At 56.8% G+C, this 26,412-nt stretch carries 24 protein-coding genes; 12 read left to right on the forward strand and 12 right to left on the reverse strand.

Going from position 1 to position 26,412, the window contains the following annotated elements; genetic code table 11:
• Positions 1-154 precede the first annotated feature (154 nt).
• Positions 155-4,441 (reverse strand): filamentous hemagglutinin N-terminal domain-containing protein, encoded by a 4,287-nt coding sequence (locus VEI50_06620; GenBank protein HXX74784.1) that lies wholly within the window; start codon positions 4,439-4,441, stop codon positions 155-157.
• 18 nt (positions 4,442-4,459) lie between these two features.
• Positions 4,460-6,307 (reverse strand): POTRA domain-containing protein, encoded by a 1,848-nt coding sequence (locus tag VEI50_06625; protein HXX74785.1) that lies wholly within the window; start codon positions 6,305-6,307, stop codon positions 4,460-4,462.
• A 266-nt stretch (positions 6,308-6,573) separates the two neighbouring features.
• On the opposite strand from VEI50_06625, the gene VEI50_06630 reads away from it, so the two are divergent.
• Both VEI50_06630 and VEI50_06635 read left to right on the forward strand, forming a co-directional pair.
• Positions 6,574-7,452: a hypothetical protein gene (locus VEI50_06630; GenBank protein ID HXX74786.1), complete on the forward strand. Its 879-nt coding sequence runs from the start codon at positions 6,574-6,576 to the stop codon at positions 7,450-7,452.
• Between the two features lie 184 nt (positions 7,453-7,636).
• Positions 7,637-8,494 (forward strand): hypothetical protein, encoded by an 858-nt coding sequence (locus VEI50_06635; GenBank protein ID HXX74787.1) that lies wholly within the window; start codon positions 7,637-7,639, stop codon positions 8,492-8,494.
• A 26-nt stretch (positions 8,495-8,520) separates the two neighbouring features.
• Here the strand turns inward: VEI50_06635 and VEI50_06640 are convergent, their stop codons facing one another.
• The 3 genes from VEI50_06640 to VEI50_06650 form a co-directional block, all read right to left on the reverse strand.
• Entirely contained in the window at positions 8,521-8,964 is a 444-nt protein-coding gene (locus VEI50_06640; protein HXX74788.1) for a cytochrome c, read from the reverse strand.
• A 91-nt stretch (positions 8,965-9,055) separates the two neighbouring features.
• Positions 9,056-9,592 (reverse strand): DUF1264 domain-containing protein, encoded by a 537-nt coding sequence (locus VEI50_06645; protein HXX74789.1) that lies wholly within the window; start codon positions 9,590-9,592, stop codon positions 9,056-9,058.
• 169 nt (positions 9,593-9,761) lie between these two features.
• Positions 9,762-10,856, reverse strand: coding sequence for a cytochrome c peroxidase (locus VEI50_06650; GenBank protein ID HXX74790.1), 1,095 nt, complete (start codon positions 10,854-10,856; stop codon positions 9,762-9,764).
• Positions 10,857-11,010: 154 nt separating this feature from the next.
• Between VEI50_06650 and VEI50_06655 the strand changes: the two genes are divergently transcribed.
• The 6 genes from VEI50_06655 (at position 11,011) to VEI50_06680 (ending at position 16,096) form a co-directional block, all read left to right on the forward strand.
• Positions 11,011-11,931 (forward strand): hydrogen peroxide-inducible genes activator, encoded by a 921-nt coding sequence (locus VEI50_06655; GenBank protein HXX74791.1) that lies wholly within the window; start codon positions 11,011-11,013, stop codon positions 11,929-11,931.
• Positions 11,932-11,999: 68 nt separating this feature from the next.
• The gene (locus tag VEI50_06660; GenBank protein HXX74792.1) at positions 12,000-13,469 is read left to right on the forward strand and encodes a sensor histidine kinase; all 1,470 of its coding nucleotides are present in this window, start codon (positions 12,000-12,002) and stop codon (positions 13,467-13,469) included.
• Positions 13,456-14,118, forward strand: coding sequence for a response regulator transcription factor (locus VEI50_06665; protein HXX74793.1), 663 nt, complete (start codon positions 13,456-13,458; stop codon positions 14,116-14,118). The genes VEI50_06660 and VEI50_06665 overlap by 14 nt, the downstream gene beginning before the upstream one ends.
• A 141-nt stretch (positions 14,119-14,259) precedes the next feature.
• On the forward strand, positions 14,260-14,769 hold the full coding sequence (locus tag VEI50_06670; GenBank protein ID HXX74794.1) for a DsrE family protein: 510 nt from the start codon (positions 14,260-14,262) through the stop codon (positions 14,767-14,769).
• Positions 14,770-14,783: 14 nt separating this feature from the next.
• Positions 14,784-15,284: a TlpA disulfide reductase family protein gene (locus tag VEI50_06675; protein HXX74795.1), complete on the forward strand. Its 501-nt coding sequence runs from the start codon at positions 14,784-14,786 to the stop codon at positions 15,282-15,284.
• Positions 15,285-15,373: 89 nt separating this feature from the next.
• Positions 15,374-16,096, forward strand: coding sequence for a cytochrome c biogenesis protein CcdA (locus tag VEI50_06680; GenBank protein HXX74796.1), 723 nt, complete (start codon positions 15,374-15,376; stop codon positions 16,094-16,096).
• Positions 16,097-16,315: 219 nt separating this feature from the next.
• Here VEI50_06680 and VEI50_06685 read toward each other — a convergent pair whose 3' ends face one another.
• Genes VEI50_06685 through VEI50_06695 form a run of 3 tightly spaced genes read right to left on the reverse strand, consistent with a single transcriptional unit; the run spans position 16,316 to position 19,577 of the window.
• Complete coding sequence (locus VEI50_06685) at positions 16,316-16,909, reverse strand: VOC family protein (protein ID HXX74797.1); 594 nt, start codon at positions 16,907-16,909, stop codon at positions 16,316-16,318.
• 56 nt (positions 16,910-16,965) lie between these two features.
• Complete coding sequence (locus VEI50_06690) at positions 16,966-18,492, reverse strand: aldehyde dehydrogenase family protein (protein HXX74798.1); 1,527 nt, start codon at positions 18,490-18,492, stop codon at positions 16,966-16,968.
• A complete protein-coding gene (locus VEI50_06695) occupies positions 18,489-19,577 on the reverse strand; it encodes a saccharopine dehydrogenase C-terminal domain-containing protein (GenBank protein ID HXX74799.1) in 1,089 nt (362 codons plus the stop codon). The genes VEI50_06690 and VEI50_06695 overlap by 4 nt, the downstream gene beginning before the upstream one ends.
• A 374-nt stretch (positions 19,578-19,951) precedes the next feature.
• On the opposite strand from VEI50_06695, the gene VEI50_06700 reads away from it, so the two are divergent.
• Positions 19,952-20,203, forward strand: coding sequence for an ImmA/IrrE family metallo-endopeptidase (locus tag VEI50_06700; protein HXX74800.1), 252 nt, complete (start codon positions 19,952-19,954; stop codon positions 20,201-20,203).
• A gap of 71 nt (positions 20,204-20,274) precedes the next feature.
• On the opposite strand, the gene VEI50_06705 is transcribed toward VEI50_06700, so the two are convergent.
• Positions 20,275-20,748 (reverse strand): EVE domain-containing protein, encoded by a 474-nt coding sequence (locus VEI50_06705; GenBank protein HXX74801.1) that lies wholly within the window; start codon positions 20,746-20,748, stop codon positions 20,275-20,277.
• 217 nt (positions 20,749-20,965) lie between these two features.
• Between VEI50_06705 and VEI50_06710 the strand changes: the two genes are divergently transcribed.
• Positions 20,966-21,778, forward strand: coding sequence for a YdcF family protein (locus VEI50_06710; protein ID HXX74802.1), 813 nt, complete (start codon positions 20,966-20,968; stop codon positions 21,776-21,778).
• Positions 21,779-21,884: 106 nt separating this feature from the next.
• Here VEI50_06710 and VEI50_06715 read toward each other — a convergent pair whose 3' ends face one another.
• Positions 21,885-22,205 carry a hypothetical protein gene (locus VEI50_06715; protein HXX74803.1) on the reverse strand — a complete coding sequence of 107 codons (321 nt, stop codon included), beginning with the start codon at positions 22,203-22,205 and terminating at the stop codon, positions 21,885-21,887.
• Positions 22,206-22,428: 223 nt separating this feature from the next.
• Here VEI50_06715 and VEI50_06720 point away from each other — a divergent pair, with 223 nt between their 5' ends.
• Positions 22,429-23,247 (forward strand): YkgJ family cysteine cluster protein, encoded by an 819-nt coding sequence (locus VEI50_06720; protein HXX74804.1) that lies wholly within the window; start codon positions 22,429-22,431, stop codon positions 23,245-23,247.
• Between the two features lie 61 nt (positions 23,248-23,308).
• A complete protein-coding gene (thrH, locus tag VEI50_06725) occupies positions 23,309-23,929 on the forward strand; it encodes a bifunctional phosphoserine phosphatase/homoserine phosphotransferase ThrH (protein ID HXX74805.1) in 621 nt (206 codons plus the stop codon).
• Between the two features lie 66 nt (positions 23,930-23,995).
• Here the strand turns inward: thrH and VEI50_06730 are convergent, their stop codons facing one another.
• Both VEI50_06730 and VEI50_06735 read right to left on the reverse strand, forming a co-directional pair.
• Positions 23,996-24,385 (reverse strand): endonuclease domain-containing protein, encoded by a 390-nt coding sequence (locus VEI50_06730; GenBank protein ID HXX74806.1) that lies wholly within the window; start codon positions 24,383-24,385, stop codon positions 23,996-23,998.
• 194 nt (positions 24,386-24,579) lie between these two features.
• Entirely contained in the window at positions 24,580-26,352 is a 1,773-nt protein-coding gene (locus tag VEI50_06735) for an alginate export family protein (protein HXX74807.1), read from the reverse strand.
• Between the last annotated feature and the right edge of the window lie 60 nt (positions 26,353-26,412).

Raw genomic sequence — 26,412 nt, forward strand, 5'->3', positions numbered from 1 at the left:
CGCGCCAGCTGGCGGAACTTGTTGATGATGATGGTCCAACTCACGAGCGAGAAGATAAGCAACACCGCGATGGTGATCTTGCCTTCCAATGTCGCGTGGCTCAGCGCAAACGCCACGCCCCCTGAACTCATATCCATCTGCGGGACTCCTTTGGTTAGCTACCCTGCTTCACTTCCGGCTTCACATCGACCTGGATGACGACCCCGCGCTTGACACGAACCGACTTCGCCAACTGGCTCTTGCCATCTTTCTCGTCATTCTTCTTGGACGCCACCTGCTTAGCAGCGGCTTGTTGCGAGGAACTCTCATCGACTGATTCCTTGGCAGAGTCACTGGATTTTGCCGACGTACTGACTGCAGCCGATGTCGCCGAAACCGACGCGACGGCGCTACTGCCTGAGAAAGACGACACAGTCGCAGACTGTGCGGCAGAGGAGCCTGTCACAGTTCCGCTGATACTGACGTTTCCGCTGATAGCCGCTGAAGGGGGAACTTGGACATTGCCCGATATGGTTCCGCCCTGAAAATCAAGAAACGGCGAATTGAGCGTCACGATCCGTCCCCGGATCCCTGCTGGAGGGATAATGATGCGTCCCTGTTCTGCATTCAACGTGATATCCCCCAGCTTTAATGAATTAATGAAGGGGGTTTTGACCGTCTCATTGAATATCTGTTCTTTCTGAATGGTGAGTTGGTTGATTTGCGCGAGAAGCGCGGAGGCATCGCGTCCAAAAAATTGAAGCTTTTCCGCCTCGGCCTTCAGAGCATTGATTTGAGGATCGTTGAACACCGGAAAGATCAGTGGATTCGGATCATTCGGCGAGAACGTGAAGATTCCACTCCCGGGTACTGCGATCGGTGTTGTTTTGGTTACCGGATTGCCTGATGAGTCGAAAACAGGATTGCCAGCGCTATCCAGGACCGGAACCTGGAGAAGGACATTCGTCACGTTATTCGCCCCTCCGCTCCCAGCATTGATGTTGCCCTGGGTACTCGTCATGACAATATTGCCGCCGTTGAGCGTATCAACCCGCGCCTGATTGACGTCGATGTCACCGGTCGTCCTAATGCTAATCGCCGTGGGATCCCTCGCCACTGAGACCGTCACCGTTCCATCAGCATTCACCACAGCCGTCGTGGCCTTGACACCAACCGACCCTCCCTGCTGAACTTCAATTCCCGTGGTATCCTTCCCGATATCGGCTGCAGACGTCCCGCCACTGACCCCCACATTCAGCGTCCCGCCAAGCGGCGGCGGTGCATTCACCGGACTTTGCAGCGACGACGGCACGGACGACGGATGCAAGGCGCTGTTGTCGTATCCAAGCACGTATGAGGGACCGACGAGCCCGTGAATCGAAACTCCAGCTCCATCGTCGGTGTGAATTTGGGATTGCGCCATGAGCAGGTTGTTTCCCACGGCAACATCGAGCAACCCGCCTTTGTCCGCGGTCGCCCGAAGCATGTTGATTCCCTGACTGATGCCCAAATTGAGGTCGTGCCCCGCGATGATCTGGCCCGTTCCTGAACCGTAGAACTGGATCCCTACCGGCCCTGGTAACGCAGTGTTGTTCGGCGACCCCAAAACGATATCGTTGCCCGCCTTGATGATGGCCGCGACATTGGGCACGGGAACCTGCACCGTCACAGTCTCCACCGTCACGTCTTGCGCATTGACCGTTGCACCGTTCGCTGGAATGACTAAGAGGCCGGTGGTGGGATCACGGACGAACGGGATCTGCTCCACGACCGGTACGGTCTGCGTTCCCAGATTAGGCAACGAGATTGAGGCCTGGAATTGCGTAATGTCGTGTCCTGCCTCGATGGTTACTTGCTTGAGGAACGAGGGGCTGACTAGGTTAAAGCCCAGGTTCGTGATGTCCCCCGTGACCGCTTGAAAGCTCACGGGGGCCACCATGCCGGTCGGCGTGGTCGCGAATGAGGGAGACTGACCGAACAAAGAACTGAGGGACGCCAAGTTCGAGTTTCCCTCCAGCTGCTGGGGGTCCGCTTGGAGGAACTTGATCGTCTGGACATTATTGTTGACCAAAATCTGGGCCCCGGGAAAGCCGGTCATGGGTGCGGTTGGGCCTCCTTGAGGCGCCTGATTGGCGCTCAGCGGCAATGTACTGCTGAAAGGAACATTGCTAAGGAACGGCCACAGTTGAGGATTTTGCATGATCGTAGTCGTATTGATCGCTTCCCATTGGCCACCTAGAGGCCCTCCGTAGCCGACAAAGAGCCACTCATAGCTGGGGTTGTTCACCAAGTGCTGTGGTGACACTCCGACGATATTGTTTTGGGCAAAGAAATTCAGGCTGCCGGTCGGCGAGGGGAAAAATGTCAGATTGGAGTCTATATCGATCGACCCGTTCAGCGCCTTCGCGGTGAACGAAGCGGGCAGAACGCCCCGAAAAGGGGACAGCTGGGGAATGACAGGCGTTCCAACAGCATCGGACGCAGTGGTGTCTATCACGATATTTCCGTTCTGCGCCGTGAAGGACACGGAGCTGTGTTCCGCTCCGGCCAAAAATTGGGGGCCCAAAAAAGTTCCAGGGTTGCTCGGGTCTGTGTCGCAGGAGTTCGCGCTCCCGCACACCAATCCGGCGTCCTGAACACGCCTGAGATAGATGTTGCCGGCGGCGGTCATGGAGATGGACCCATTTGAGAGCGCCATATCCGCAAAACCCGCCGTTGTTCCCGGAAGGGTTTGTCCGACATCACCACCGACCGTCACGACCGCTTGTCCATTCCGCACCACGAACCCAGGTCCCGTCTGCACGCCGTTGGCCAATGCTCCGATGAAGTTACGCCCCGCGGTAATCGAGAGGGTCCCCGGTCCATCCAGCAAGATGCCTTGGATATAGGAGTCGAGGAACGTGAAGGTTTTGAAAAGGAATTGGTTTGCGACGGTGGCATCCTGCATATATCCGGTACTGGCGATGAGGTCCAGCCCGGCATTAAGCGTGATGTTGCCTCCGGCTTTTGTCCGAATGCTGGAGAGTGCCCCAGTCACAGGATCGATCAAGCTAAGACTCCCAGCCGTGGCGGTCAAGCTGATGTTCCCCCCAGCTCCCGCAACCAGCGTGGAATTGATCATGTTGATGTTATTGCCCGCAATCCCGACAAAATCCCACGGGCTTCCCTGGCCTGTGCTGAAGGCGTCGTTCGAAATGCTGGCGTTCTGGAACGTCAGATTTTGTCCGGCCTGAAACGTCAGGGTGCCTCGCTGCCCCGGCTGCAACACCCACCCCAAGGTGTAGAGCAAATCTTGATTCGCGGTGACCGTGAGATTGTTGGTCGCCTGAGCGATGATGTTGGTCATGCCTGACTGGACTTGGGGACTCAGCTGTGTCACAAAATAATTATCGTCCACGGTCAGGTTGGTCGGATCGATCAGGAGCGTACCGCCGCGAAAACCCGGCGCCGCGCGGCCTGAGATAGTTCCAAGCATGGAGACCTGCGCTCCGCTCAAGTCTACGTAGCCTGCGTTGCCCCCTTGAGGACCTCCCGATACGTCAATGGCCGCGCCCTGGTTCAAGGAGGTGGTTCCACTCGTTTTGCCAGCTTGAGCGATGATCGTTCCGCCGTCGGAGATCCCCTGCTGATCCCCTTTCGCGAGCGTTTTGCTTCCTGCCGCGAAGGTGATCGACTCGCTGGCATAAAGTTCGATCTTGCCGTTTTGCTGGCGCACGCTGTTCGCCTGAATCAGCCCCTGTTGATTGACGACACGCCCGGCCACGGTAATATCTCCTCCGTCAGCGATCAGATCCTTCAGATTGACTGCTTGCCCTGTCGGCGCCGTAATCTCAGCCAAAAACCCATGGCCATCGGGACGATTCGACAAATACGCTGTCGCTCCCGCACCTAGAACAATATTGCCTCCGGGGCTCGTGATGATGCCACTGTTCTCGACGTTTGGCGCTAGCAGGTAGACACCGGTCGCCCCTTGAATCGATCCTGCATTTTTCACCCAGCCTTCAGCACCCGTACCCTGGAACAGATAGTTCCCGCTCAGAAAATTCGCATTGGTCAGATTCAGCGAGGACGCGATCAGCCCTCCCACATTCACCTGGGCATTCGGACCAAACAGGATACCATTTGGATTCAACAAAATCACATTCCCGTTTGCTTGCAAGGACCCAAGAATCTGGCTGGGATTCTGATCGAAGATTCGATTCAATGCGACTGCACTGACGTTCGGCTGTATAAAGCGGGTGACTTCATTGGGCGCAATATTGAACTGTTGCCAATTGATGACGGCCTGCTGCGTCGCCTGATGGATCGTCACGGCAGACGTGCCGAGTCCGGAAATTTGGGCTTGTCCTGCCGCCACGGTGGGATTCGTTGGATTCGCCAACCCCAGCGACGCGATCGTCAGGGACGTCACAACACATCCGATACTCAGAACCATCTTGTGATGACGTATGATGACAGCCATGGCTTGCGACCCACCTGTTCAGTACGCGACTCCCACGGAGAAGTGAACAAACGTATCGCCTCGTTTTGTGGTGGGCGTATCGTGCAACGCCCATCCCTGGTCAACCTTGAGTATCCCTACGTCCTTCGGCAATGACACTCTTATGCCAAAGCCGGTCCCCTGTAAGTTGAAGTGATCGATCTGGCCTGGTTGAGGTTGTTCCACCCACAACTTGGCAATATCGTAAAACGCGAGCAGGCGCAATTTGAATGAATAGTCCGAACTGCGTTTGCGCTGCCAGATCCGATCGAGGGGAATCGTCAGCAATTCCGGCGTCAGCAGCTCGGCCCGCCCGCGCACCGCATTATCCCCCGCCGTTTCATAATTGATATATCCACGAACCGTATCCATGCCGCCCGCAAAATACTGCTCGGCCGGGACCAACGGCTGGGTGGCCCATTGGCCGTCGACATGCAGCGTCAGTAAAAATTCTTGGGGCAAGGATTGATACCGCTCCGCCCCGCCTTGAAGCACCGCAAACGTGCCGGTGGAACCGACGCGCACTGGAGGATTATTGGGGTCGTTTGGTGTTCCTTCAAAGTCTTGCTTGGTTCCGCCAGGAATCATACCGGCGATATAGCCTTTAACGGTCGCCGTGAGTCGGTTGACTCCAAACGTATCCGGAATCGACCCTGTATACGCCAACGACATGGGTGTGTACTGAATAGGCTTCACTACCGTGATCGTCCCAAGGCCGCCAGGAAAAGTTGCTTCTGTTCTATCCAAGTGCTTAAAATCCATCCCGATCGCCAATTGATGGGTATTCTGCCCTCCGGAAAATATTGGAAAATAATACCGGGTGCCTGCGATCGTGGCATTACCGGCGACACCCACATTCCCACCTCCGGTGGATATCGACCCGCCAGCCAGCGTCGAATTACTCTGAGAATGGGAGGCATACAGGGCGAAAAGATGATCGGGCCAGATGATCGGAGCAACAAAGCTCATGCTATAGCTCTGAACCGTTCCCCAATCCGTCGGAGTTTGCACGGTACTCGCGGTGAGTATTTCGTCCCCTCCCAAGAGATTCGTGTACTGAACCTCTGCGATCATGCGGTCTCTTGGTGTGGTGATGGGTCCTCGATTATCGGCTTCGAGCTTGGCATGGACCGGTAAACGGTCTTTGACCTTCAACTCCAGACTCACGGTTCCCGGTTCGCTTCCCGGCTTCAACACCGGAGCCACTTTCAGGTCTGGATTGGCATTCAGTGCGGCAAGCTCCTTCGCAAACGTCGGTTCATAGAGGACGGCTCCATATTGCACAGACGGTAATTTTTCGAGGATCTGATAGCGCTTGTAATATTGATTGCCTGTCACGGAAATTTCCACTAATGGTGCTTCAATGACCTGCAGCTTCACGACACCGCTTTCGACGGTTTGTTCTGGAAGATTGACGAGAACCGTTGGATAACCGGCATTATGATATGCGTTCTCGAGTTCCGCCCGTGCTTTCTCAAGGTTACTGAGCTGCATGTCGCTTCCCTTGTATTTGTCCAGGATTGCGTCGATCACGTTCTGCTTTAAAATCGTATTTCCGTCGACCACATAAGCCTTGACAGCGAAGCGAGTCGTCTGGGTTTCACCAGCTGGTGCGCTCTCTGCCTTTTCTGCTGAGTCGGTATCACGGGTCGGAGGGTCGCCGTTCGAATGGGACTTACCCGCCATAGGGTCCCGCTGTGCGCTCCCCGGTGAGTCTTGGAGTTGTGCCATCATCAGATCACCCTTCACAGCCCCGCGTGCTTCGCCCGCTCTACTTTCTTGACCAAGCGGAAAAACCAGACACCCCAATAATAGAATCCACGCTGCAGCCCGAGGAAATCTGCTCATGCGCCATCGCTTTCCTCGAGACATCTCCTTCCGGCTCTCGCGATAATCTCTTCATTCACATGCTTCACTTGGCTGTAAACGAACAAGACTAACCCCTCACCTCCACTGAGTCTCATAGCACCACAGGTACCGACAAGGTGTTACGGAATTGTTATCGAGGAATTGGTGCGCTGTTAATTTCGCGTGAGCCCCCTTCGCTCCTCTTGCGGACCGATTCGCGTGTCACTAGGATGCACGATATCGTTAGACGGGAGGAATGATCTCGCATGCTGAAGCGGTTTCTAACGCCCAAGCGCGTGATGATCGCTATATATCTGACATTGGGTGCGTTCCTGTTGGCCCACACGGTGAATGCTTTTGTCGCGGATGCCTTACGCCCTCCGCCTATGCCGGGTTCCGCCTTTGCTTCAATTATTCCATCGGAACCTCAAACCGAGACACCCATCGGGCTCGCAGACGCAATTAGGGCGAGAGGATTGTTTCCCCTTCCTCCAGATGCAGGTGATGCTCTTGACTCAGGTCAACAAAGCGGGCCGCCTGCTCCTCCGCTCAACGTCGGCAAGAAGATCGCGCTGCTCGGAACGGTGTTCGGACCCCAAGGAGGCATTATGGCCGTCTTCGAAGATCTGTCGACGAAAAAGCAGAGCATGTACCGCATGGGCGAGCAGGTCCCTTCGGTCGGTTTCTTGTCGGCAATTGAAAAAGACCGGGTCTTGTTCCGCGAGGGAAAACAGGAAGAATGGCTCGATCTCGCGCTCAGCCAATATCTGCGATCAAACGCACCTGGTGCAGCACTCCCCATACCGGTCTCACGACCCTCAGCTCCTCAGCGTCGCATCATGGACCGCCGTGAGATTGATGCCGCACTCGCAGATCCGACGCGCCTCCTTATGCAGGCTCAAGCTCTTCCTCATCTAGACAAAGGCAAACTGGATGGGTTTGTCCTCACGAGCGTGATGCCGTCTGGATTCTTCGAGAAGATTGGCCTCAAGACCAACGATGTGCTCCAGCGAATCAACGGCGTGGAGCTTCGCGATCCCGGCATGCTCTTTTCGGTCTTTCAACAACTCCGCAACGAACGGACTCTGCAAGTGGATCTTGTTCGGAGCGCTCAACCCCAGACTTTGGTTTACGAGATCCGTTAAGTCTCACCAGCGGCATGGATCACGCCGGGGAACACCCTCTCTACTCCACTCCTGAATCCCCAGGTATTCGCACATCTCCAGGCGCATGGCGTCCCGGTCAATTTAACGGGAACTTAATCTGAGCGTAATGGCGTCGTCATGACTTCAAGACTATTGTGCGCCGGCCTGTCTCACGGAGTAATTGATGCGCTCCTTTTCCAGCCAACACCGGTTCTGTGCGACGGCGACCAACACCGCTCTCGCGCTGTTGACGCTGTGCCTCGTCGTCTGCCCTGGCCCGGGGCTGGCCGAATGGTACCTCGCGGGTTATGGCGGGTATACGACACCTAGTTCGCTCTCAAACGTGACAATGGACAACTTCGGTGAACAATTAGGGCTACAACAGTTCCCGGGCGCAGCGTTTACATTTACACCTCCCCAAGGCACTCTCGCTCAAACATTCCATTCGTCAGACGTGAGCCTCAAGAACTCTCCTTTGTTTGGAGGCAAAGCCGGGTATTTTTTCAAGGATGAAGGATTCAGCTGGCTTGGGGTTGAGGTCGAGGCATTTACGTCGCAACCGACGATCAAGAGCCAAACCGTCACGACTACCCAAACTCTTACCTACGTACCATTTCACCCAAATAGCGTGAACAATCCTGCGGCCTGTGCGACGGCCCTGGCTGGCCCTCCACCGTTTCCTATTGATTGTCCCGCTCAGATCACGAAAAACGGCACGCTTCAGTTATCTGAGTCTTCGATGCGCCTCATCACGGTCGCCTTCAATGTCGTGGCGCGTTACCCGGGAAAAGTTCTCCAACCCTACGTCGGCGTCGGAGTGGGAGCGTTCTATTTCAACAGCTCAGACCAGATCAGCGGGCGACAGGTTGTGCCCGGACTCAACAGCCAGGTGGGACTCAAAGTATTGGCGACTGAGGAATGGGGATTCTTCATCGAAGGAAAATACAACTACGCCCAGATTACAACCCTTGACAATTTCTACGGATTGAGCGGCAATTACAGCGCGTTCAGCGCACTCGGCGGCATCGCCTACCACTTTTAACTCATCTTCTCTGAATCGCTCCCATCCTACTCCCTGGCAAACGATCGAACGTACAGTAACACGTGCCAGGCTTCCTCTTCGGTCAGGATGAGGGGAATGAAGGAGGCCATAGCCGTTCCGGGGCTGCCGTTTTTGAGGATCCAAAAGAGTTCCCCATCGGTCCGTGCCACCTGCCAACTCCCGTCGGTAAAGTTGCGGGGCAACTTTCCTCGAAGACCTTCGATACCGGTCAACCCTTTGCCGTCTCTTCCGTGGCAGGTCACACAGAAGGCTTTCCCGTGAAAGAGAGTCTTTCCTTTCTCAATATTGTCCGGAGTCGCTTCGAAGGGATTCTTCCAGGTCTTAGCCTCTTCGATCTGGTCTGGTGGCACGCGTTGTTTCAATACCTCGGCATCGGCCCCGAAAGTTGAGGCAACTCCCATCCACTGCAACGCGATCCACAGCACCGCTATGGCTCTCTGACAAGCCAAGGCTCCCTCCATCCTGTTAGCCTGTGAAGGGATCGGGACAAACCCCATGGGGTTTGTCCCGATCCAAATCATCCCTTGGCACGTAGGTGCCTTAATGTGTGACGTGTGCTGATGGCTGGGAATGTCCGGGGAATTCATGCCCCAGTGACTGAGGGAAACTGATCGAACCGTCGGGAAATTCCTGGCCCTTCTGCCAGAGATGATAAATCACTCCGTCCGTCTTCGATGCGGCTTCGGCAATCTCCTTCGCCTTATCGGCGGGCTCCAAGACCTGAACCCGGCCCGTGGCGATTTCGACTTTGTGGTCATGGAAGAAGCGATGCCAATGGATGGATGGAAGTTTGCTCGTCAGATCTTTCGCGACGAAATACTCAATTGCCACCAATGGTGCCTTCGGGTCCGTCGACTCAAACAGCAAGCACTGGAGAATCTTGTCTGAAATCCCCTTGCAGTAATGATGGAACGGCCCTCCCACCTCTCCATTCGGCATGAGGTGTGGTGCCTGCACATGGATGTCGTATCCCACGGCGGGCGATTTCGGTTCGCCGCTTAGCGCCTGTTGAGGGGCGAGTCCGGCACATCCAAAGACGGTTATCGCGACAACGGCGAATAGCTTTTTTCTTATCACAACAAACCTCCTGCGGTTAGAGTTTGGATGAATCGGTCCGGAGATCGAACTGGCGTGGACCGTGGCTCTTGTGTACATGAGAGCCACGGTCGCATCAAAGGATTCGGAGATGGATTTTCTGAAAACTTTCCCGTTCCGCCAATGGCCGTGTCACGCAGGCGACAGGCCCTTATTTCGGGAAAGAGGTCGGCGCCTTGACGTGCTGCCACCCTTCCCCATTGAGCGTGCGGAGGAACTCCACCAGGTCGTGCTTCTCCTGGTCCGTCAGCTCCAGCGGGATGATGAGATTGTCCTGGTGAGGATTCTTGACCCCTCCCTTGTTATAGAAATTCACGACTTCTTCGAGGGTCTTGAACCGTCCGTCATGCATATAGGGTGCACTGCGTGCGACCTCCCGGAGGGTCGGAGTCTTGAATGCACCGATCTCTTCAGCATTCCCGGTCACCATATACCGACCGAGGTCCACCCTGTTGTCGTCCCAGCCGATGCCGAGGTTATGAAATTTCTCGTCGGTGAAGTTGAACCCGGAATGGCACTTTGTGCAGCGGGCTTTCTCACGGAACAAGATAAGGCCGTTCTGCGCCGCCGGCGAAATCGCCTTCTCATCTTGTCCTTGATCAAACCGGTCCCCCGGGCTGTTGCCGGAGAGAATCGTACGCTGGAAACTGGCGATGGCTTTTCCGACATTGTTGATGGTGATGTCTGATCCGAACACCTCCTGGAACAGTTTTCGATAGCCGGGGATCTTCTTCATCTTGGCGATCATTTCGTCATGGTTCTTGAAGCCATGCTCGACAGGATTGATGAACGGCCCCACCGACTGGTCTTCCAGCGTCTCGGCCCGGCCGTCCCAGAACTGAGCCTTGCTGAATATGCGATTCAGCGACGCTGGGGCGCTGCGGCCTCCCTTGAGCCCATTGACACCCGTCGACACGGGATTTCCGTCCGTAAAGGCAAATTGCGGCAGATGGCAACTGGCACAGGCGATCGTGTTGTTTTTCGACAGTCGCTTGTCAAAGAACAGGAGGCGCCCGAGCTCCACCTTCTCCTTCGTCAGGGGATTGTCGGCAGGAATCACCACCGCGGTTTCTTCGAGGCCGAACGGAATCTTGAGTTTGTATTCCCCTTTCGCCGCGTCAGTTGGCTTGCCAGCCGTTGCTTGCTCTCCCCGCACCTCACTGAAAGGGAGTCCCGCGAGCAGCACGAACATCGTCACCGCGCACACAGACATCGACGCTCCCAACTTTCGTGTTTTCATCTTCATTTCCCCCCTTCTTTTAGGAATACACACGCCATTGTGCGTTAAATCCGTCGCCGACATCAATCTATTCTCGCTCCATTGATTAGTCTAATTGATTGTGTTATGCATGACGATTAAAAGAGCAAATCATTCAGTTCCTCCTCTTAACAGGCTGGCCATGACTCTGACCGAACTCCGCTACATCATAGCCGTGGCGCAGGAACGGCACTTCGGCCGCGCCTCCTCTCGTTGCTTCATTACGCAGCCGGCACTCAGTCTGGCCATTCAGAAGCTGGAGGACGAACTGGGAACGACGATTTTCGAACGTCGCAAAAACGACGTGGCGCTCACGCCGGCTGGAGCAAAGATCGTCGAACAGGCGCAGCGAGTGATAGAGGAAGCAGACCGCATCAAATTGATTGCGGCAGAGGGAAAGGATCAGCTCGTCGGCCCGCTGCGCTTAGGAGTCATCGCCACCGTCGGGCCCTATCTTCTGCCTGACTTAGTTCCTCTGTTGCATAAGCGGGCACCGGCCATGCCCTTGGAGATCGAAGAAAACCTGACGGCGAACCTCACCGCCATGCTGAAGAACGGAAAGCTGGATGCAATCATACTGGCTCTTCCATTCGATGAGCCTGGTATCGTCTCCCAACCGCTCTATGAGGAAGAATTTAAGCTCGTCGTCCCCGTCACCCATCCTTGGGCCCACCGGAAACTCATCGACTCTCGCGCCCTGGCTGGCGAGAAGGTGATTCTGCCACATGCAGGACACTGCTTCCGGCTTCAAGTGTTAGAAGCCTGTCCCGAACTCAGCCGATCGGATATGGACGTGATGCAAGGAAACTCGCTCGAAACGATTCGCCACATGGTGGCCTCGGGGCTCGGCATCACCGTGTTGCCTTCCAGTGCACTGACGCCCAAGTATCATAATAAGAGGCTCGCCGTCCTGCCCTTTGCGAAACCGGTCCCAGGAAGGCAGATCGGGTTGTCCTGGAGAAAAGGATTCGCTCGTCCTGATGCCTTGAAGGCGATCGCGGACTGCATCCGCACGTTGAAGATCCCCGGGCTGAAGATGCTACGACCCCTGGCTGAGAGCTGACAGCTGATAGCTGGATGCTGCCCGCCTTGATCTTTGCGTTCGCTTGTGTCCTGAATGTGACCAGGCGAATGACCGCGACGATAGCAACCATGTGGACCAGTCCGTCCGTCCCATATCTCGTCGTCATCGCTGGCAGTGCCGGAGCGCTGGCGGCCGGCAGCGCCATGCATGCCTGGTGGCCTGATTGGCGGTGGCACCATGAGGCGCTCCACTCGGCCATTGAGGCAGTGGGAGGCCTCGTCTCCATCGCGATGGCGATGGTGCTACTGCATACTCCTAGCGAGTCCGCTTCCAGAAAATACCGGGCGCTCGCCGCTGGATTCCTCGGCATGGGACTCCTCGAAGAGTTTCATGCGATCTCGCAACCGGGCAATGGCTTCGTGCTCTTTCGAAACCTGGCCAGCCTGGCGGGCGGCGTCGGCTTTCTGCTGGTGTGGAGGTCGCGTGTTCCCGATGGTGAATCGAGGCTGCGTCGAGTCCCCTTAATCGTCGCAACCGGAGCCTTGTCGTTGGGAACGTGGTTTCTGATCTTTCCCGAGCAGATTCCCGAGATGGTCCGAAATGGAGAATTTACGCCGACGGCGGTTGCGCCGCAAAGTCTGGCCTGCCTGTTTTTTCTGGCGGCGACGGCGCGCCTTCTGTGGGACTACCGGCGCTCTGGTCGATCCGAGGATGCGCTCTTCGCGAGCCTGGCTCTCCTGTTCGGTCTCGCTGAGTTCGTGTTCATGTACTCAATCCCCTGGGACAACCGCTGGTGGTTCTGGCATTCGCTACGTCTGATCGCCTCCCTCCTCGCATTGGGATACATTGGGCGCAATTATTTACAGGTCGCCTCCGACTTACAAACGTCTCTCGCGCGGACCATGGAAACCGAGGAGACTTTACGGCGGAGCGAGGGACAGCTCCGTCAGCTCCTCGATGAACGAGAGCGCATGGCCCAGGACCTGCACGACAGTACTATCCAGTCCCTCTTCGCCATCGGGCTCAATCTCGAACGATGCCAACGTCTCGCCTCAACAGTCCAACAGGGTCTCGGCGCACACTTGGGCGCGGCGGTAGCCGGCCTTAAGTCCGTCATACGAGACCTACGGGGGTATATTCTCGGCGTCGAGCCGACGATTTCGAACGGAAGGGCGCTCGAAGCGGCCCTGGGCTCACTGGTGCGCGAGTTCAACGATTCGCACCAACCTCAGTTTCGTATGGTGACGAGTTCCATCGCTGCGGACCGGTTGACCCCCGAACAGGCGACGCATCTGCTCGCCATCGCCCGAGAAGCCATGAGCAACAGCCGCCGGCACTCAGCGGCTCGCACAGGGACACTCTCACTCCAACTGGACGATGGATCGGTCCGTCTGACCGTGGAGGACGACGGAGTCGGGTTCGATGTCGGAACTGTCATGGGGCAGGGTCACGGGTTGATTAATATGGAGAGGCGTACCAGAAAGCTGGGAGGCCGGTTTGAGGTCGCGTCCGAGCCAGGTCACGGAACAAGGATTGTGTGCGACCTCCCTCAGGAGCGAACTGATGCCGCGACCTGAGACGAAACCGATCCGGCTCCTCTTGGTGGACGATCACGAGGTCCTCCGCATCGGTCTGCGAACATTGTTTGCCGAGGCCGGAGGATTTCAAGTCGTCGGCGAGGCCGGCACCATGGTCTCCGCCGTGGCAGACGCGTTAAGGCTCAAACCGAACGTCATATTGATGGACGTCCGGCTTCCGGATGGGAACGGGATCGAGGCCTGTCGCGCGATCCGTGCGACGCATCCTGAGACGAGGGTACTGTTCTTGACCTCCTTTGCGGACGATGACGCGGTGCTCGCCACCATCCTGGCCGGGGCCGATGGATTTCTCCTGAAGGAAGTGAGCAGCGAGCAGTTGATCGATGCGGTCAAGACGGTGGCATCGGGACAGTCGATCCTCGACCCTGCCGTCACGCAGCGCGTGCTCGCCAAAGTGAAATCTCTATCAGCGCCGGCGCAACAGGACAAACGTGAGCCCTTGTCGCCTCAGGAGGAACGGGTGCTGGCTTTGGTGGCGGAAGGGAAAACGAATAAAGAAATCGCCGTCTCGTTGAACCTGAGCGACAAAACCGTCGGCCACTACCTCGAAAATATTTTTCAGAAACTGCGCGTCACCCGCCGATCTCAGGCAGCTGTCTACTTCACCCAACAACATCCCAAACAGTAGTCCCCCTCCCATCCCTCCTCCATAATCTATGAGGGAGGACAAGGGTGGGGGCATTCCCCCCTATCGGATAGGGGAATAAATGTTCCTCTTTCGAAGCGATCTCCCCTACCGGCTCGCCGGCTCGGCACGTACGATGTGCGCATGAATTCCATTTCACTTCACGTTCACTACATCAAGGAGGATGCCATGATGAGCTTCGCGAGTCGCATGCAGGTGCTGTCCCTTGTTTTCGTAGTCGCGACCATGCTGGCGTGGCCTGTGAGTCAGGCTCAGGCGGCCGAAGGACAACAGAAAGTCAAGGTTCTCTATCACGTCGATGGAAAAGACCCGGAGGTGGCGAAATACGCGCTCGCCCTCATTAACAAGCACATCGATGCGGAAGGCGGGCCGGACAAGATCGATGTCGAGCTGGTCGTGCACGGACCAGCGCTTGAATTGTTCGAGAAGGACAAGATGGACCCGGAGATGACGAAGCGATTCGATCAGATCATCGAGAAAGGCGCCAAGGCGGAGATGTGTCAGGTGTCGATGAAGGCCTTCGGCAAGACCATCGACAATTTGGCGAAGGGATTTGTCGCCACGCTGCACCCGGTAGCTGTAAAGCGGATCGCGGATCTGCAGAAGGAAGGTTACCTCTATATTAAGCCATGAAACGGAGGGTCGTCATGCGTTGGTTCGGTACAAGCATTCTCGTATGCTTGATCGTTTTGTCTGGATCGCCGGAGCTGCTGGCGACACCGACCGGCTGGCCGGCGCCGGCGTTCGAGTTGGTCACGTTCACTGGCGAGTCCTACAGCAATGAATCGCTGAAGGGCCGGCCAACCTTGCTGGTCTTCTGGGCTCCCTGGTGCAAGGTCTGTCAGCGCGACCTGCCGCTCGTGGGAGAATTTTATCAGCGGGAAAGACCGGCGCAACTCCGGATCGTCTCGATCGGATTCGCAGACACCAGAACGAACGTCACACAATTCGTCAAAGAACGGTCCGGGACGTTCGTCTTCCCAACCGCCTATGACGAAGATCGCTGGGTCGCCCAGGCGTTCAAGGTCAACGCGACCCCGACGTACGTGTTGTTGGATGCTCAGGGAAGCATCGTGCTGGTCCATCGTGGAGGAGGCATCCTTCAGAACTTCCAGTTCCGGGAGTTTCTGTCCACACTGAAAGGATGATAATCGCAGGTAGGGAGAGGGTAACCGCCCTCTCCCCACTTTCGATTGCCGTCATAATTATGCTCGAATCTCTTCCACAGACTTCACTGATGGCCGCCTTTGTCGCTGGACTACTCTCGTTCATCTCTCCCTGTGTGTTGCCGCTGGTTCCTTCATATCTCATATACATCACCGGCCTCTCACTGGACCAACTATCCGATTCCGTCGAGCGGCGCCGTCAGCGCAAGACGATCCTGGTCAATGCACTCCTGTTCACTGTGGGCTTTTCACTTGTTTTCATCGGATTCGGAGCTTCGGCCAGTTTACTCGGTCAGTTCCTGACGGACCATCAGCAGCTCATCCGGAAAGTCGGCGGCGTCTGCATCATCCTGTTCGGGCTGTACCTCATGGGCATTTTGAAACTCACATTCCTCATGGCAGAGAGGCGCATTCATCTGCAAAACCGTCCGGCAGGCTATGCCGGTTCAGCACTGATCGGGGCAACCTTTGCCGCCGGCTGGACTCCCTGCGTGGGTCCGGTGCTCGGCACCATGCTGCTCTATGCGAGCACGACTGAGACCCTTATGGACGGGGTGATGCTGCTGACGTTCTATTCGGCCGGTTTGGGCTTACCGTTCTTTGGAGCAGCGCTGGGGATCGACCGATTCCTGGCTTCGTTCAAACGGGTCTGCGGGTACCTCGGCGTCGTTTCAGCGATGAGCGGGGTCTTGCTCGTCCTCTTCGGCTTCCTCGTCTACCATGATTCTCTGACAATGCTGACATCCGTCTTCGAACGATACGGCATCGGTATCTACCTGATAGCTGACGGCTGATAGCTGGAGGCTACTTTGAGACTGTTGCAAAATTACCGGTGCGCAAGACAAGCAAATCTTTCAGCCGGAGTGCGTGGGCGAAAATATCGTTCTCACTGAGAATGCTGAAAAAGCCTGCTCAGCAAGGCCGCAGCGAGCGAAAGGCTGAGGCGTACTCAGTTCTGTACGTCGAGGCCTTGAGCGAGGCGAGAACGCAGCTGGAAGGCTTTTACAACATTCTCACTTGATCGTGGACTTCATCAAACTATCGGCCTGTGGCGGGGAGAAACCTTGATAGCCGCGGTGCCGTTCGGCGAGTTCGAGCACCGAAAACGGCTGACCATCGACCATTTCAGGAGCAGTAAAGATTTGGCGTAATGGGCCGCCGCGCGCGCCCACGATCTGGCCTGCAAAGACGACGCCTTTCATCTTCAGCCGATCGATCGCCTTCTCGATATCGTCCACACGCGCAGCGACGTGATGGTAGACATGGTCTCCGAATTTTTTGACCCATCCGGGGATGATACTCGTTTTACCCCGTTCGTCAGGATAGGCCTGATCCACGAATAGTGCAGGATACCCGGCTTTTCGATAGACCTTGGCGTACCAATCGTCGTACTGCAACGTCTCACTGTAGGCGTAACCGAGCTTCGTGTATTCCTCGGCGCGCCGATCGACGTCCAGCGTCCGCAGGGTCAGATGGTCCGCCACCGGGTAGAAGCCGACGCCAGCCTCCTCCAGCAATTCCCGGAGGATTTTGGCCGCGTGGTTGCGCGCCACATACGCATCAATCATTCGGCTGATCAGCGCATCGAGTTGAGCCGCTTGGTCCATGGTGACGACTCCTTACCTCCCCTTGCCCCTCCTTAATAAGGAGGGGGTAGGGCAGGTCATTCCCCAAACTTGATTCCTTGAGCCAACGGTAACTCCGTGCCCCAGTTGATCGTATTCGTCTGGCGCCGCATGTAGGCTTTCCAGGCATCTGAGCCGGCTTCCCGCCCGCCACCGGTTTCCTTCTCTCCACCGAAGGCCCCGCCGATTTCCGCTCCGGAGGTGCCGATGTTCACGTTGGCAATCCCGCAATCGCTCCCGGCTGCCGACAGGAAGCGCTCGCTTCTGCGAATATCGGACGTAAAAATCGCGGAGGAAAGGCCCTGCGGGACATCGTTGTGTAGTGCGATGGCTTCCTCGATCGTATTGAACGTCATGATGTAGAGGATCGGCGCGAAGGTTTCTCGCTGAACGACGGGCCAGTGGTTCTGGGCCTGTACGAGCGTGGGCTCGACAAAATACCCCGACCGGTCCAAAACATGTCCGCCATACAAAATGGTACCGCCTTCTTTCGTGACTTCCTCGATGGCGGCACGGAAGGCCTCGACGGCGGCGTGATCGATCAGGGGCCCCATGAGCACGCCTGTCTCCAGCGGATTGCCAATGCGCACTTGCTTGTAGGCCGAAGCGAGTTTCGTCACCACCTCATCATATCGGGATTCATGGACCAACAGCCGCCTGGTCGTCGTGCAACGCTGGCCGGCCGTTCCCACCGCGCCGAAGACGATCGCGCGAATGGCTAGGTTCAAGTCGGCACTTTCGTCCACGATGATGGCATTGTTGGCGCTAAGTTCCAGCAATGTGCGGCCTAACCGTTGCCCCACGACCGAGGCAACCTTCCGACCGACGGGAACGGACCCGGTAAATGAGATCAGCGGCAGCCGGCGGTCGTGCACCATCGTCTCAGCGAGTGTGTTCTCCTCGGTGATCAAGAGCGAAAAGATGCCCCGGTAGCCCTGCTGCTCCATCACCTGGTTGCAGATGTGTTGGACCGCCACGGCACAGAGCGGCGCTTTCGGCGAGGGTTTCCAGACCACCGTATCGCCGGCAATCGCGGCGACGAAGGCATTCCAGGCCCAGACCGCCACAGGAAAATTGAACGCCGTGATCACCCCAATTGGTCCCAACGGATGCCACTGCTCATACATCCGATGCTGCGGCCGTTCCGATTGCATCGTCTGGCCATACAACATGCGGGCTTGTCCGACCGCGAAGTCCGCCATATCGATCATTTCCTGGACTTCGCCGTCGCCCTCCGCTTTGATCTTGCCGACTTCGAGGGAGACCAGCGACCCGAGCAGGTCCTTCTTATCGCGCAACGCGACCCCGATCTGCCGGACCAGCTCCCCGCGCTGCGGCGCCGGCACCAGTCGCCAGCGCTCGAACGACTCGATTGCTTGGCGAACGATGGACTCATAATCGTCGGACGAGCAGGGCTGCACCTGGGCAATCACGTCACCGGTCGCAGGATTCGCCGAGCCGAACGAGCGGCCGTCCCCCTTGGCCCACCACCCCACACCGGTGCTTCCGCCGGCGTTCACCGCACTCAAGCCCAATCCTTTCAGGATTTCCGACGTTCTATTCACCGGAAACAGGCTCCAAACCGGTTGGTCAGCACATCCTGCAGGGACAGCGATTCCTGGGTTACGAAGCCCTTGTAGCGCGACGGGGCGGCGAGCACGAGATCGACCACGGCACAGAGACTCGACGCGGTCGTCACTTGAATCGCCGACCAGAGCCTGCCCTTCAAACATTGCGGGTAGATCTTTTTGACATAGTTTTCTTCGAACAGGGCGCCTTCCCGCCTCCCGGCGACCGAGGCATAAATGAGGACCACGTCCTGCAACGTTTGGGGAACGGCATGTTCGAGAATTCGTTTGAGTGTCTCGCGATCCTCATTGAGCTTGAGGTCCTTCATGAGCAAGTGGATTTTTTCGCAATGACCCGGATACCGCAGAGTTTTATAGTTCATCGTCTGAACCTTCCCGGCATAGGTATCCGCCAACGTGCCGAGTCCTCCCGACGTATTGAAGGCTTCGTAGAGCAGCCCGTCCACTTCGATCGTCTCATATCCCTCAAGCGGTTGGAGCGGGACTTTTTCACCTTCCTCGATGCCGTAACAGACGTTGCCGTATTCGTTAATCAGTCCGTCCGTCGACCAGGTGAGCGAATACTTGAGTGCGTTGCTCGGATGAACCGGTAAGGCGCCGACGCGCATCTTCACCGTGTCGACGGTTTCGAAATGGGTCATCAGATCGTGCGTGACGATGCTGATGAAACCGGGAGCCAGACCGCATTGGGGCACGAACGCGTGAGACGAGCCGGCGCTCAGCACCTTGACTTGTTCGGTGACTTCAACATCTTCGGTGAGGTCGAAGTAGTGTAACTCATGTTTTAGGGCGAGTCCGGCAACCGTGGGATTGCAAAAATACGGGAGGCTTGAGAGAACCGCCTCAAACCGGTGGGCAGTCAGATAAGCGCTGACTGCGTCGGGATGCCGAACGTCGAGCAGGACCGGTGTGACGCGAGCGAGGCTCAGCTCTTCGATCAATCGCTTGGGGGCTTCAAGACTGACATCTCCGAGATGCACCTCATAGTCGCGGCTCTCATCCAGAAAGCACGCAGCCAGAGAACCGATTTTCCCAGCCCCAAGGACGAGAACCCGACGCATCGCTGACCTCGCTCAATCACTATTATACCCCTGCGTTCGGTTAGGCAAAGCATTGCGCTCACTTCCGTATAGAAGGGTCACTCCCCGATCCGCTCGGGCACTGTAGAATTCTGTCAGGAACACAACAGTCGCCTCTCACCACTCTGAGAGATCCCCCCACCACTTTTTCACGAGAGGGCCCTCAGAACGATGGTTGCAGTCGGATGCAGGAGAGCAAGTTCCACTTGTCCACCGCTTTCCAGAAAGGAAATTCTCCTCCTCGGGTCCCCACAGATTCCATGCGAATAAAACACATAAGCTGTTGATTCTTTAAGAGTATTTAGCTGTGAAGCGGAGCCGGCGTTTGTGTTAGGCTAACATCCAACGGAGTACTGATGGCGATGCGAATTCCCTCTCGAGTGGTTTTACCCTTCGGCTACCGGATCTCAGTCCGTCAACTGTCGGACACGGAGATGGATCGACGTGATTCAAACGCAGACGGCATCTGGGACGATGAGGCCAAAACGATCTATCTCCGCAAGCGTCTTCCCGTCACCAGACGCCGTTATCTCCTCGCCCACGAACTGGGCCACGCCTGGTTGGACTGGCAGCACAGCCATCTGTACAACGGGAAAGCCAAGACCTGAGTCAGACCGGGTGCCGACTTCGTGGCTGAGGCTCTCTCCTATAGCTCACATGGACCGGCAGGGTTATTCCTTCATTCACCAGCCAACTTGAGGATCACGGCCCACTCCGCCCCGGTCACGGGTTGAACTGACAGACGCGACCCCTTCTGCAAGAGCCCCATGCCTTTCAGTTTCGGTTCACGTTTCAATCGATCGAGCGAAACACCGGTTTTGAACGTTTGGCGATGCATGATGTCGACCATGTCCCAGCGCGGCTTGGCCGGATCGCTGCCCGGGTCAAAGTGACTACTTGATTTGTCGAATTGGGTATCATCCGGATAGGCCGCTCGTACGACTTCCGCGATTCCAACGACGGCAGGTGGATCAGCATTGCTATGGTAGAAGAGCACCTGGTCTCCTACGGCCATGGACCGCATAAAGTTTCTGGCCTGATAATTTCTGACTCCATCCCAACAGGTCGTCCGCTTCGGGGATTTCACGAGATCATCGATGGAAAACGCGTTTGGTTCGGATTTCATGAGCCAATACTGCCGGCCTTGTGCCATCGTGCGAACATGCCTCCTTGGTGACTCCGTGTATGTGATGTATCCTAGTGTTGCGTCCCATCTCCCCCTTTCCCCCCTTATTAAGGAGGGGTGAGGGGAGGTCGACTCTACCCCTCTCTGCCTCCCCTTACAAAGGGGAGGAAAATTTCGAGAGAGGCGGTGAGGGGGCGGGACGCCACACTGGCCGCTATTCCGCCACAAGCGATGAGGTACATTGATGGAACTTACGCCATTCTTGTTCGGCCTCTACAAATTCGTCAAGTACGGAGTGTACCCGCTCAGCTGGGTGGTCGTACTTCTGGGGGTAACCACGTTGTTGTCCCTCTTCCCTCCTCATCCCTCACGTCTCAAATGGATCCGGAGAAGCAGTGTGACTGCGTTCATGCTGCTCGTCACCGTCTCGAGCCCTTTGATTGCCAACCAGCTGATCGGCTCCTTGGAAACCTGGTACTCGCCGCCGGTGATCGGTTCTTCCGATCGCTATGACGCCGTCGTTGTGCTCGGGGGAGGGATCGATAAAAAAGGGACGCTACGTCCCACCGCTGAACTCACCTCTTATTCTCGCAATCGGACGACGTGTGGCGTGGATTTGTACATGAGAGGTTATGCTCCCAGGCTTGTCCTGACAGGAGGCGACGGATCAGTATTCGGATCAGGTCCGAAAGAGGCCCCGGAAATGAAACGGTGGGCGCATCGTCTCGGTGTTCCCGACGATGCGATCGTAACCGAAGAAGAGGCGAGAACCACGTATGAAAATGCCATCGGCACAAGACGGCTGCTGGGGCAAGCGTCGATTCTCCTCGTCAGCTCAGCCAGTCATCTTCCCCGCGCCACCGCCCTCTTTTCGAAGCAGGGATTCCGCGTCACTCCAGTACCCTGTACCTATGTCGCGCAGAACAAACCTCGAGATGACTGGAAGGATCTGAATCTGTTCGCCTTCCTTCCGAGCGATCGCGCGTTACAATACAGCCAGGATGCGATCGCAGAGGTGATCGGACTCGCGGTCTACTGGCTGACGGGAAAGATCTAATGACCTCCCCTCGCCCCTCCTTATTAAGGAGGGGTCAGGGATGATGACGAGCGGATTCATGACGTTTGGGAACGGGCGTGGATCAGTTCGATCAAAGTCTGATACGTCAATTCTCTCGTGCGGGCTTTCGAGGCAGGCTGATCACTGCTGTTTGTTTCCAACCAGACCTGCTCTCGTACTGTCGTTTGGACCTCGTTACACAAGGTCCACATCTCGTGGAGGAATCCTTCCGGCAGGCCGACCTGAACACTTCTGATTCGATGCGGTCATCGAGCAGTGCCAGTAAGTCCGAGAGGGCTTGATCTGCCCGATAGGGAGCGGAAGAAAACCCAAACGACGCATGGGCGACCGCTTCCTGCTCGGCCTGCGTCACCAGATCGCGCATGTACTCTTTGAGCAACCCAACCACATGGCCGGAGAGCGCCATAGCTGACTCCCTGAGCGCATTATGCGGCTTTACATATGGGGGGAGCAAGAACCGGTCAGCACGATCGGCGCCAGGCCATGTGGTTGACCCGTTGATCGATCGTTCTCTATGATGCCGATCGATGGCGGGCACGAAGTGCGAGGCGAGAGGCAAACCACGTCCCCTAGCCCCTCCTTAATAAGGAGGGGGAAGGGGAGGTCACGCACCCCTCGCCAAACCTTCTATGGCAGAACGGTTCGACATTGTGCTCAACACCCCGGCTGGACAGCTCTCGTCGGCACTCGACGTCCCGACCGGCTTCGTGCCGATCACGGCGATCGTTCCTGCCATGCGTCGGCTGGGAGAAGAAGCCGAGCGGCTCGAAGAGCACCGCGCCGCCGAGGCAGGCAAGGCCATTTCCTGTCGAATGGGATGCGCCGCCTGCTGCCGCATGCTGGTCCCTCTCTCGCCTCCTGAAGCGTTTGCGTTGAAGGAGTACGTCGACAATCTTCCCGTCGATCGTCGCAATCTCATCACCCGCCGCCTGACTGAGACGAAACAGCAGCTCCAGGAACATGGTCTATTGGATCAACTCTCCGCTGTGGCAGAGGGAACGGAGGCTCGCTCCGACGAAGATTTCGAGCCGTTGAATCGCGCCTATTACTCACTGCGGATGCCCTGTCCCTTTCTCGAACTGGAAATGTGTTCCATTTATGAGGCGAGGCCCGCCGCCTGCCGTGAGTTGCTCGTCACGTCGCCGGCAGAATGGTGCCAGGATCTGGTTCGTAATCCCGTTCAGCCGCTTCCGGTTCCCATCAGAATGGGATCAGTCTTGGGACTGCTTTGGGCAGAACTGACGGACTCCGTGCCGCGGCTCATTCCGCTCCCCGTCGCGATGGACTGGGCTGACCGGCATCAAGCGGAAAATCAACCGCGCTGGCAGGGCACGACGTTGCTCGATCGGGCACTGGATAAAGTCTGGCGGTTTTTGAGCCAGGCGTTTAACGTTGGGCAAGAGGTGCGAGGCGAGAGGCAAGGGGTGAAGAAAACATCTTCCCTCTAGCCCCTCGCCCCTAGCCTCGCGCCATTACTAATACTAACAGAAACGGGAGAGGAGCAACTGAATGCAAAAGCCCGTGATGGTCTGTCTTGACCTGGAAGGCGTCTTAGTCCCCGAGATCTGGATCGGGGTCGCGCGCAAAACCGGCATCGATGAGCTAAAAATCACGACCAGGGAGATGCCGGACTACGACGCCTTGATGAAACGGCGGCTGGCGATCCTTGATCAACACAAGCTGACCATCGCCGACATCCAATCCGTGATCGAAAAGATGGGCCCCTTGGAAGGTGCGATTGATTTCATCGCCTGGCTACGTGAACGGTGTCAGCTGGTGGTCCTCTCGGACACCTTTTATCAGTTTGCGTTGCCGCTGATGCGCCAACTCGGGTATCCGACGCTCTTCTGCAATCAGCTCGAAATCGACAGCCAGGGCCGCATTCTGGCTCATCACATGCGGATGCAGAACCAGAAGAAACATTCCGTTGCCGCCTTCAAATCGCTCAACTTCCACACGCTCGCCGCCGGCGACGCCTACAACGACACGGCCATGCTTGCCGAAGCCCACGCCGGCTTCTTCTTCCGCCCGCCAGCCCACCTGCCGAAAGAGTTTCCGCAATTCCCCGTCACGCAGACGTATGAGGAGCTGCAAGAGCAGTTTCGTCGCGCGGGGAATCTGAGGGCGTAAACAAGCCATCAGCCATCAGCATTCAGCTGTCAGCCCTCAGCGGTCAGCTTTCAGCTCCACCCCTCCTTAATAAGGAGGGGCTGGGGGGGTCGATCCTAACGTCAATCGCTTCTGCAGGTCTTCGAGTACACCGTCGAGATTCTTCATGATGTCATCGTTCCCATAACGAACGACACTCAGACCGATGGACTGAAGATACCGGTCACGACGTTGATCTTTCTGGCTCTGTTCGGCATCGGCGTGACTGTCGCCGTCGACTTCAATGACAAGCGACCGTTCCGGACAATAGAAGTCCACGATGTACGGACCAATGCCATGTTGCCGGCGGAACTTGACCCCCTGCAGTTGCCGCGCCCGCAATCTCGACCACAGTCGCTTCTCAGGACCAGTCATATCCGAACGAAGTCGGCGCTTGAGATCGAGATGGCCTGCTTGTCCTCGTGCGGCTCTGGGCATCTTGCGCTACCCCTCCTATCCTCCCCTTACAAACGGGAGGAAAATTGAGAACGCTGATCGCTGACCGCTACTTCACTCCAAACTTGTCCCCGCCTCAAAAATATGAAGCCCCGCGGGGGATCACCCCGCGGGGCTTCGGCTGCTCGGCTCAGGCGAGAGTTCCTCTCGCCTCTCGCCCCTTGCGTGCCTAGTTCTTAGAAATTCGTCCAGAGTGAGATGTACGCCCACTGCTGGTTCGAATTGTTCCCCAGGTTGTTCTTGATGTAGTCGCCGATCCACAGATAGCTGTAATCGACCTGAACCGCGACTTTGCCATCGGCGAACATATGGGTCAACGTGAAGTCCACTTCGTCGCCGATATGTTTGTTCGAGTTGGTTGCCTTCGAGAAGACATACACAGTCTGAGAACCCCGGTACCAGTTGTCTTTTGAATTGGCCAGGTTGAGGTTCGTGTACCAGATCTCGAAGTGGTCGTTCTTGGTCGGCCGGATCTGGAAATTGGCCGACGGGCTCAACATGTTCCTCCACGATTGCACGTCCATATAGCCCATATGGATGTGATTTGTGGGATAGAGGTTTTCAAAGGTGTTGGCTGTGGTGCAGACTTTGTTCGTCGCGGTTCCGGCTACGGGGGCGTTACAGTTTGCATTACCGTCGCCCGAGGCATAGTCGAAGTTGACCGCGATTCTCGGCTTGTATTCACTCTGGTAGAACGTATAGCCGAGCCAATTTCTGGTCGCCCAGGCATTGATGTGCATATTCATGGCGTTCGAGGCGAACTGACCGGACGCCATCCGGCCGAATTGGTACTCCAATTCGTCCTGGAAGTCGAAGTTGCCCTTCCGCATCTCGACCCGGTTGCCGACCGTGTTGCGAATCTGCGAGTTTGATTTCGCGATCCAGTCGCCGGAGGCTGATGAAGCACCGCAGCCGAGGGACCCGGCGCCAGCGGCAGTACAAGCCGATGCCCCGTTCGTCACATTCTCGCTGTTCATGTAGAGAAAATAGTGGGGCTCGATGATGAACCCTGGCACAGACTTGATCTGGGTATAGATGATACCCACGGTGGAATTGTTTTTGGATTGGCAGCCGGCGTTTGCGCCAGCAGCGCAGTTGTTGAAACTTCCGGTCGAGGCAGCCTGGGCGATATTCTGGTCCGACTCGCGGAACAAGCCTGCCCAGATGTCGACCGGCTTGGTGGAGTATTGGAACATCACTCCGTCATGGGAGAAGCCGGTGTTGGCCCAGTCGAAGTGACCGAACAGGGATTGGGCGCCGAAGACCAGATATTGGCGGCCCGCCTTCATGCTCAAACCCTGGACGTCCGCCAGGTTCCGGACCAACATATAGGCGGCCCTGACACCCAAGGAGCACCCAGCTGAGCCGTTCGCTTGAGCCTGCCCGCAGTTGTTGTTCAGCGCGGGACCCCCAGACTGACCAGGAACTGCCGGATTGGCGCTCGTACCCCAATCGTTGGAGTAGATCAATTCGGTGTAGAAGTTGACATCTGGCGAGAGGTCATAGCCGACACCCAGACGGACCCACTGTTGGACGAAGGAGTTGTTCGCTCCAATCCCGTTGCCGGCAGCTGCATTACTGCCCGGCCTGGGCGCTGTCCCGTTGGCGGTGCTTCCCACGGCGGCGTTACAAGCCCCGTACGCTGTTTGCCCGGATCCGCCGAAGCAGACGCCGTTTCTCCATTCCGGTCTCACGCGAAGGTCCGCGCGCAGCCAGAATTTGCTGAGATCAAAGTTCTTGCCGATTCGCGGATCGTACAGTTCATAGGCTTCTTTCTGAGGGATGTTCCGAGGGATCGCCGGCACGTTGGTGATCTTCTCACCTTCCGGCAATTCGAAGGCCGCTTGGGCCGGAGCGCTCACGAATGACATGCCCGCTGCCATCATGGCCGCGCTGAAGAAGGTGGCCAGGCTGGTGGCCCACCCTGTCCGTCGTAGAATACGTCTCATAGCGTTCCTCCTGTGAATTGGATGATGGCCTTGCGGCGGGCGTGAGGTTCGGGGCGAGAG

It is taken from the genome of Nitrospiraceae bacterium (assembly GCA_035623075.1).
Taxonomy (GTDB): Bacteria; Nitrospirota; Nitrospiria; order Nitrospirales; family Nitrospiraceae; genus DASPUC01.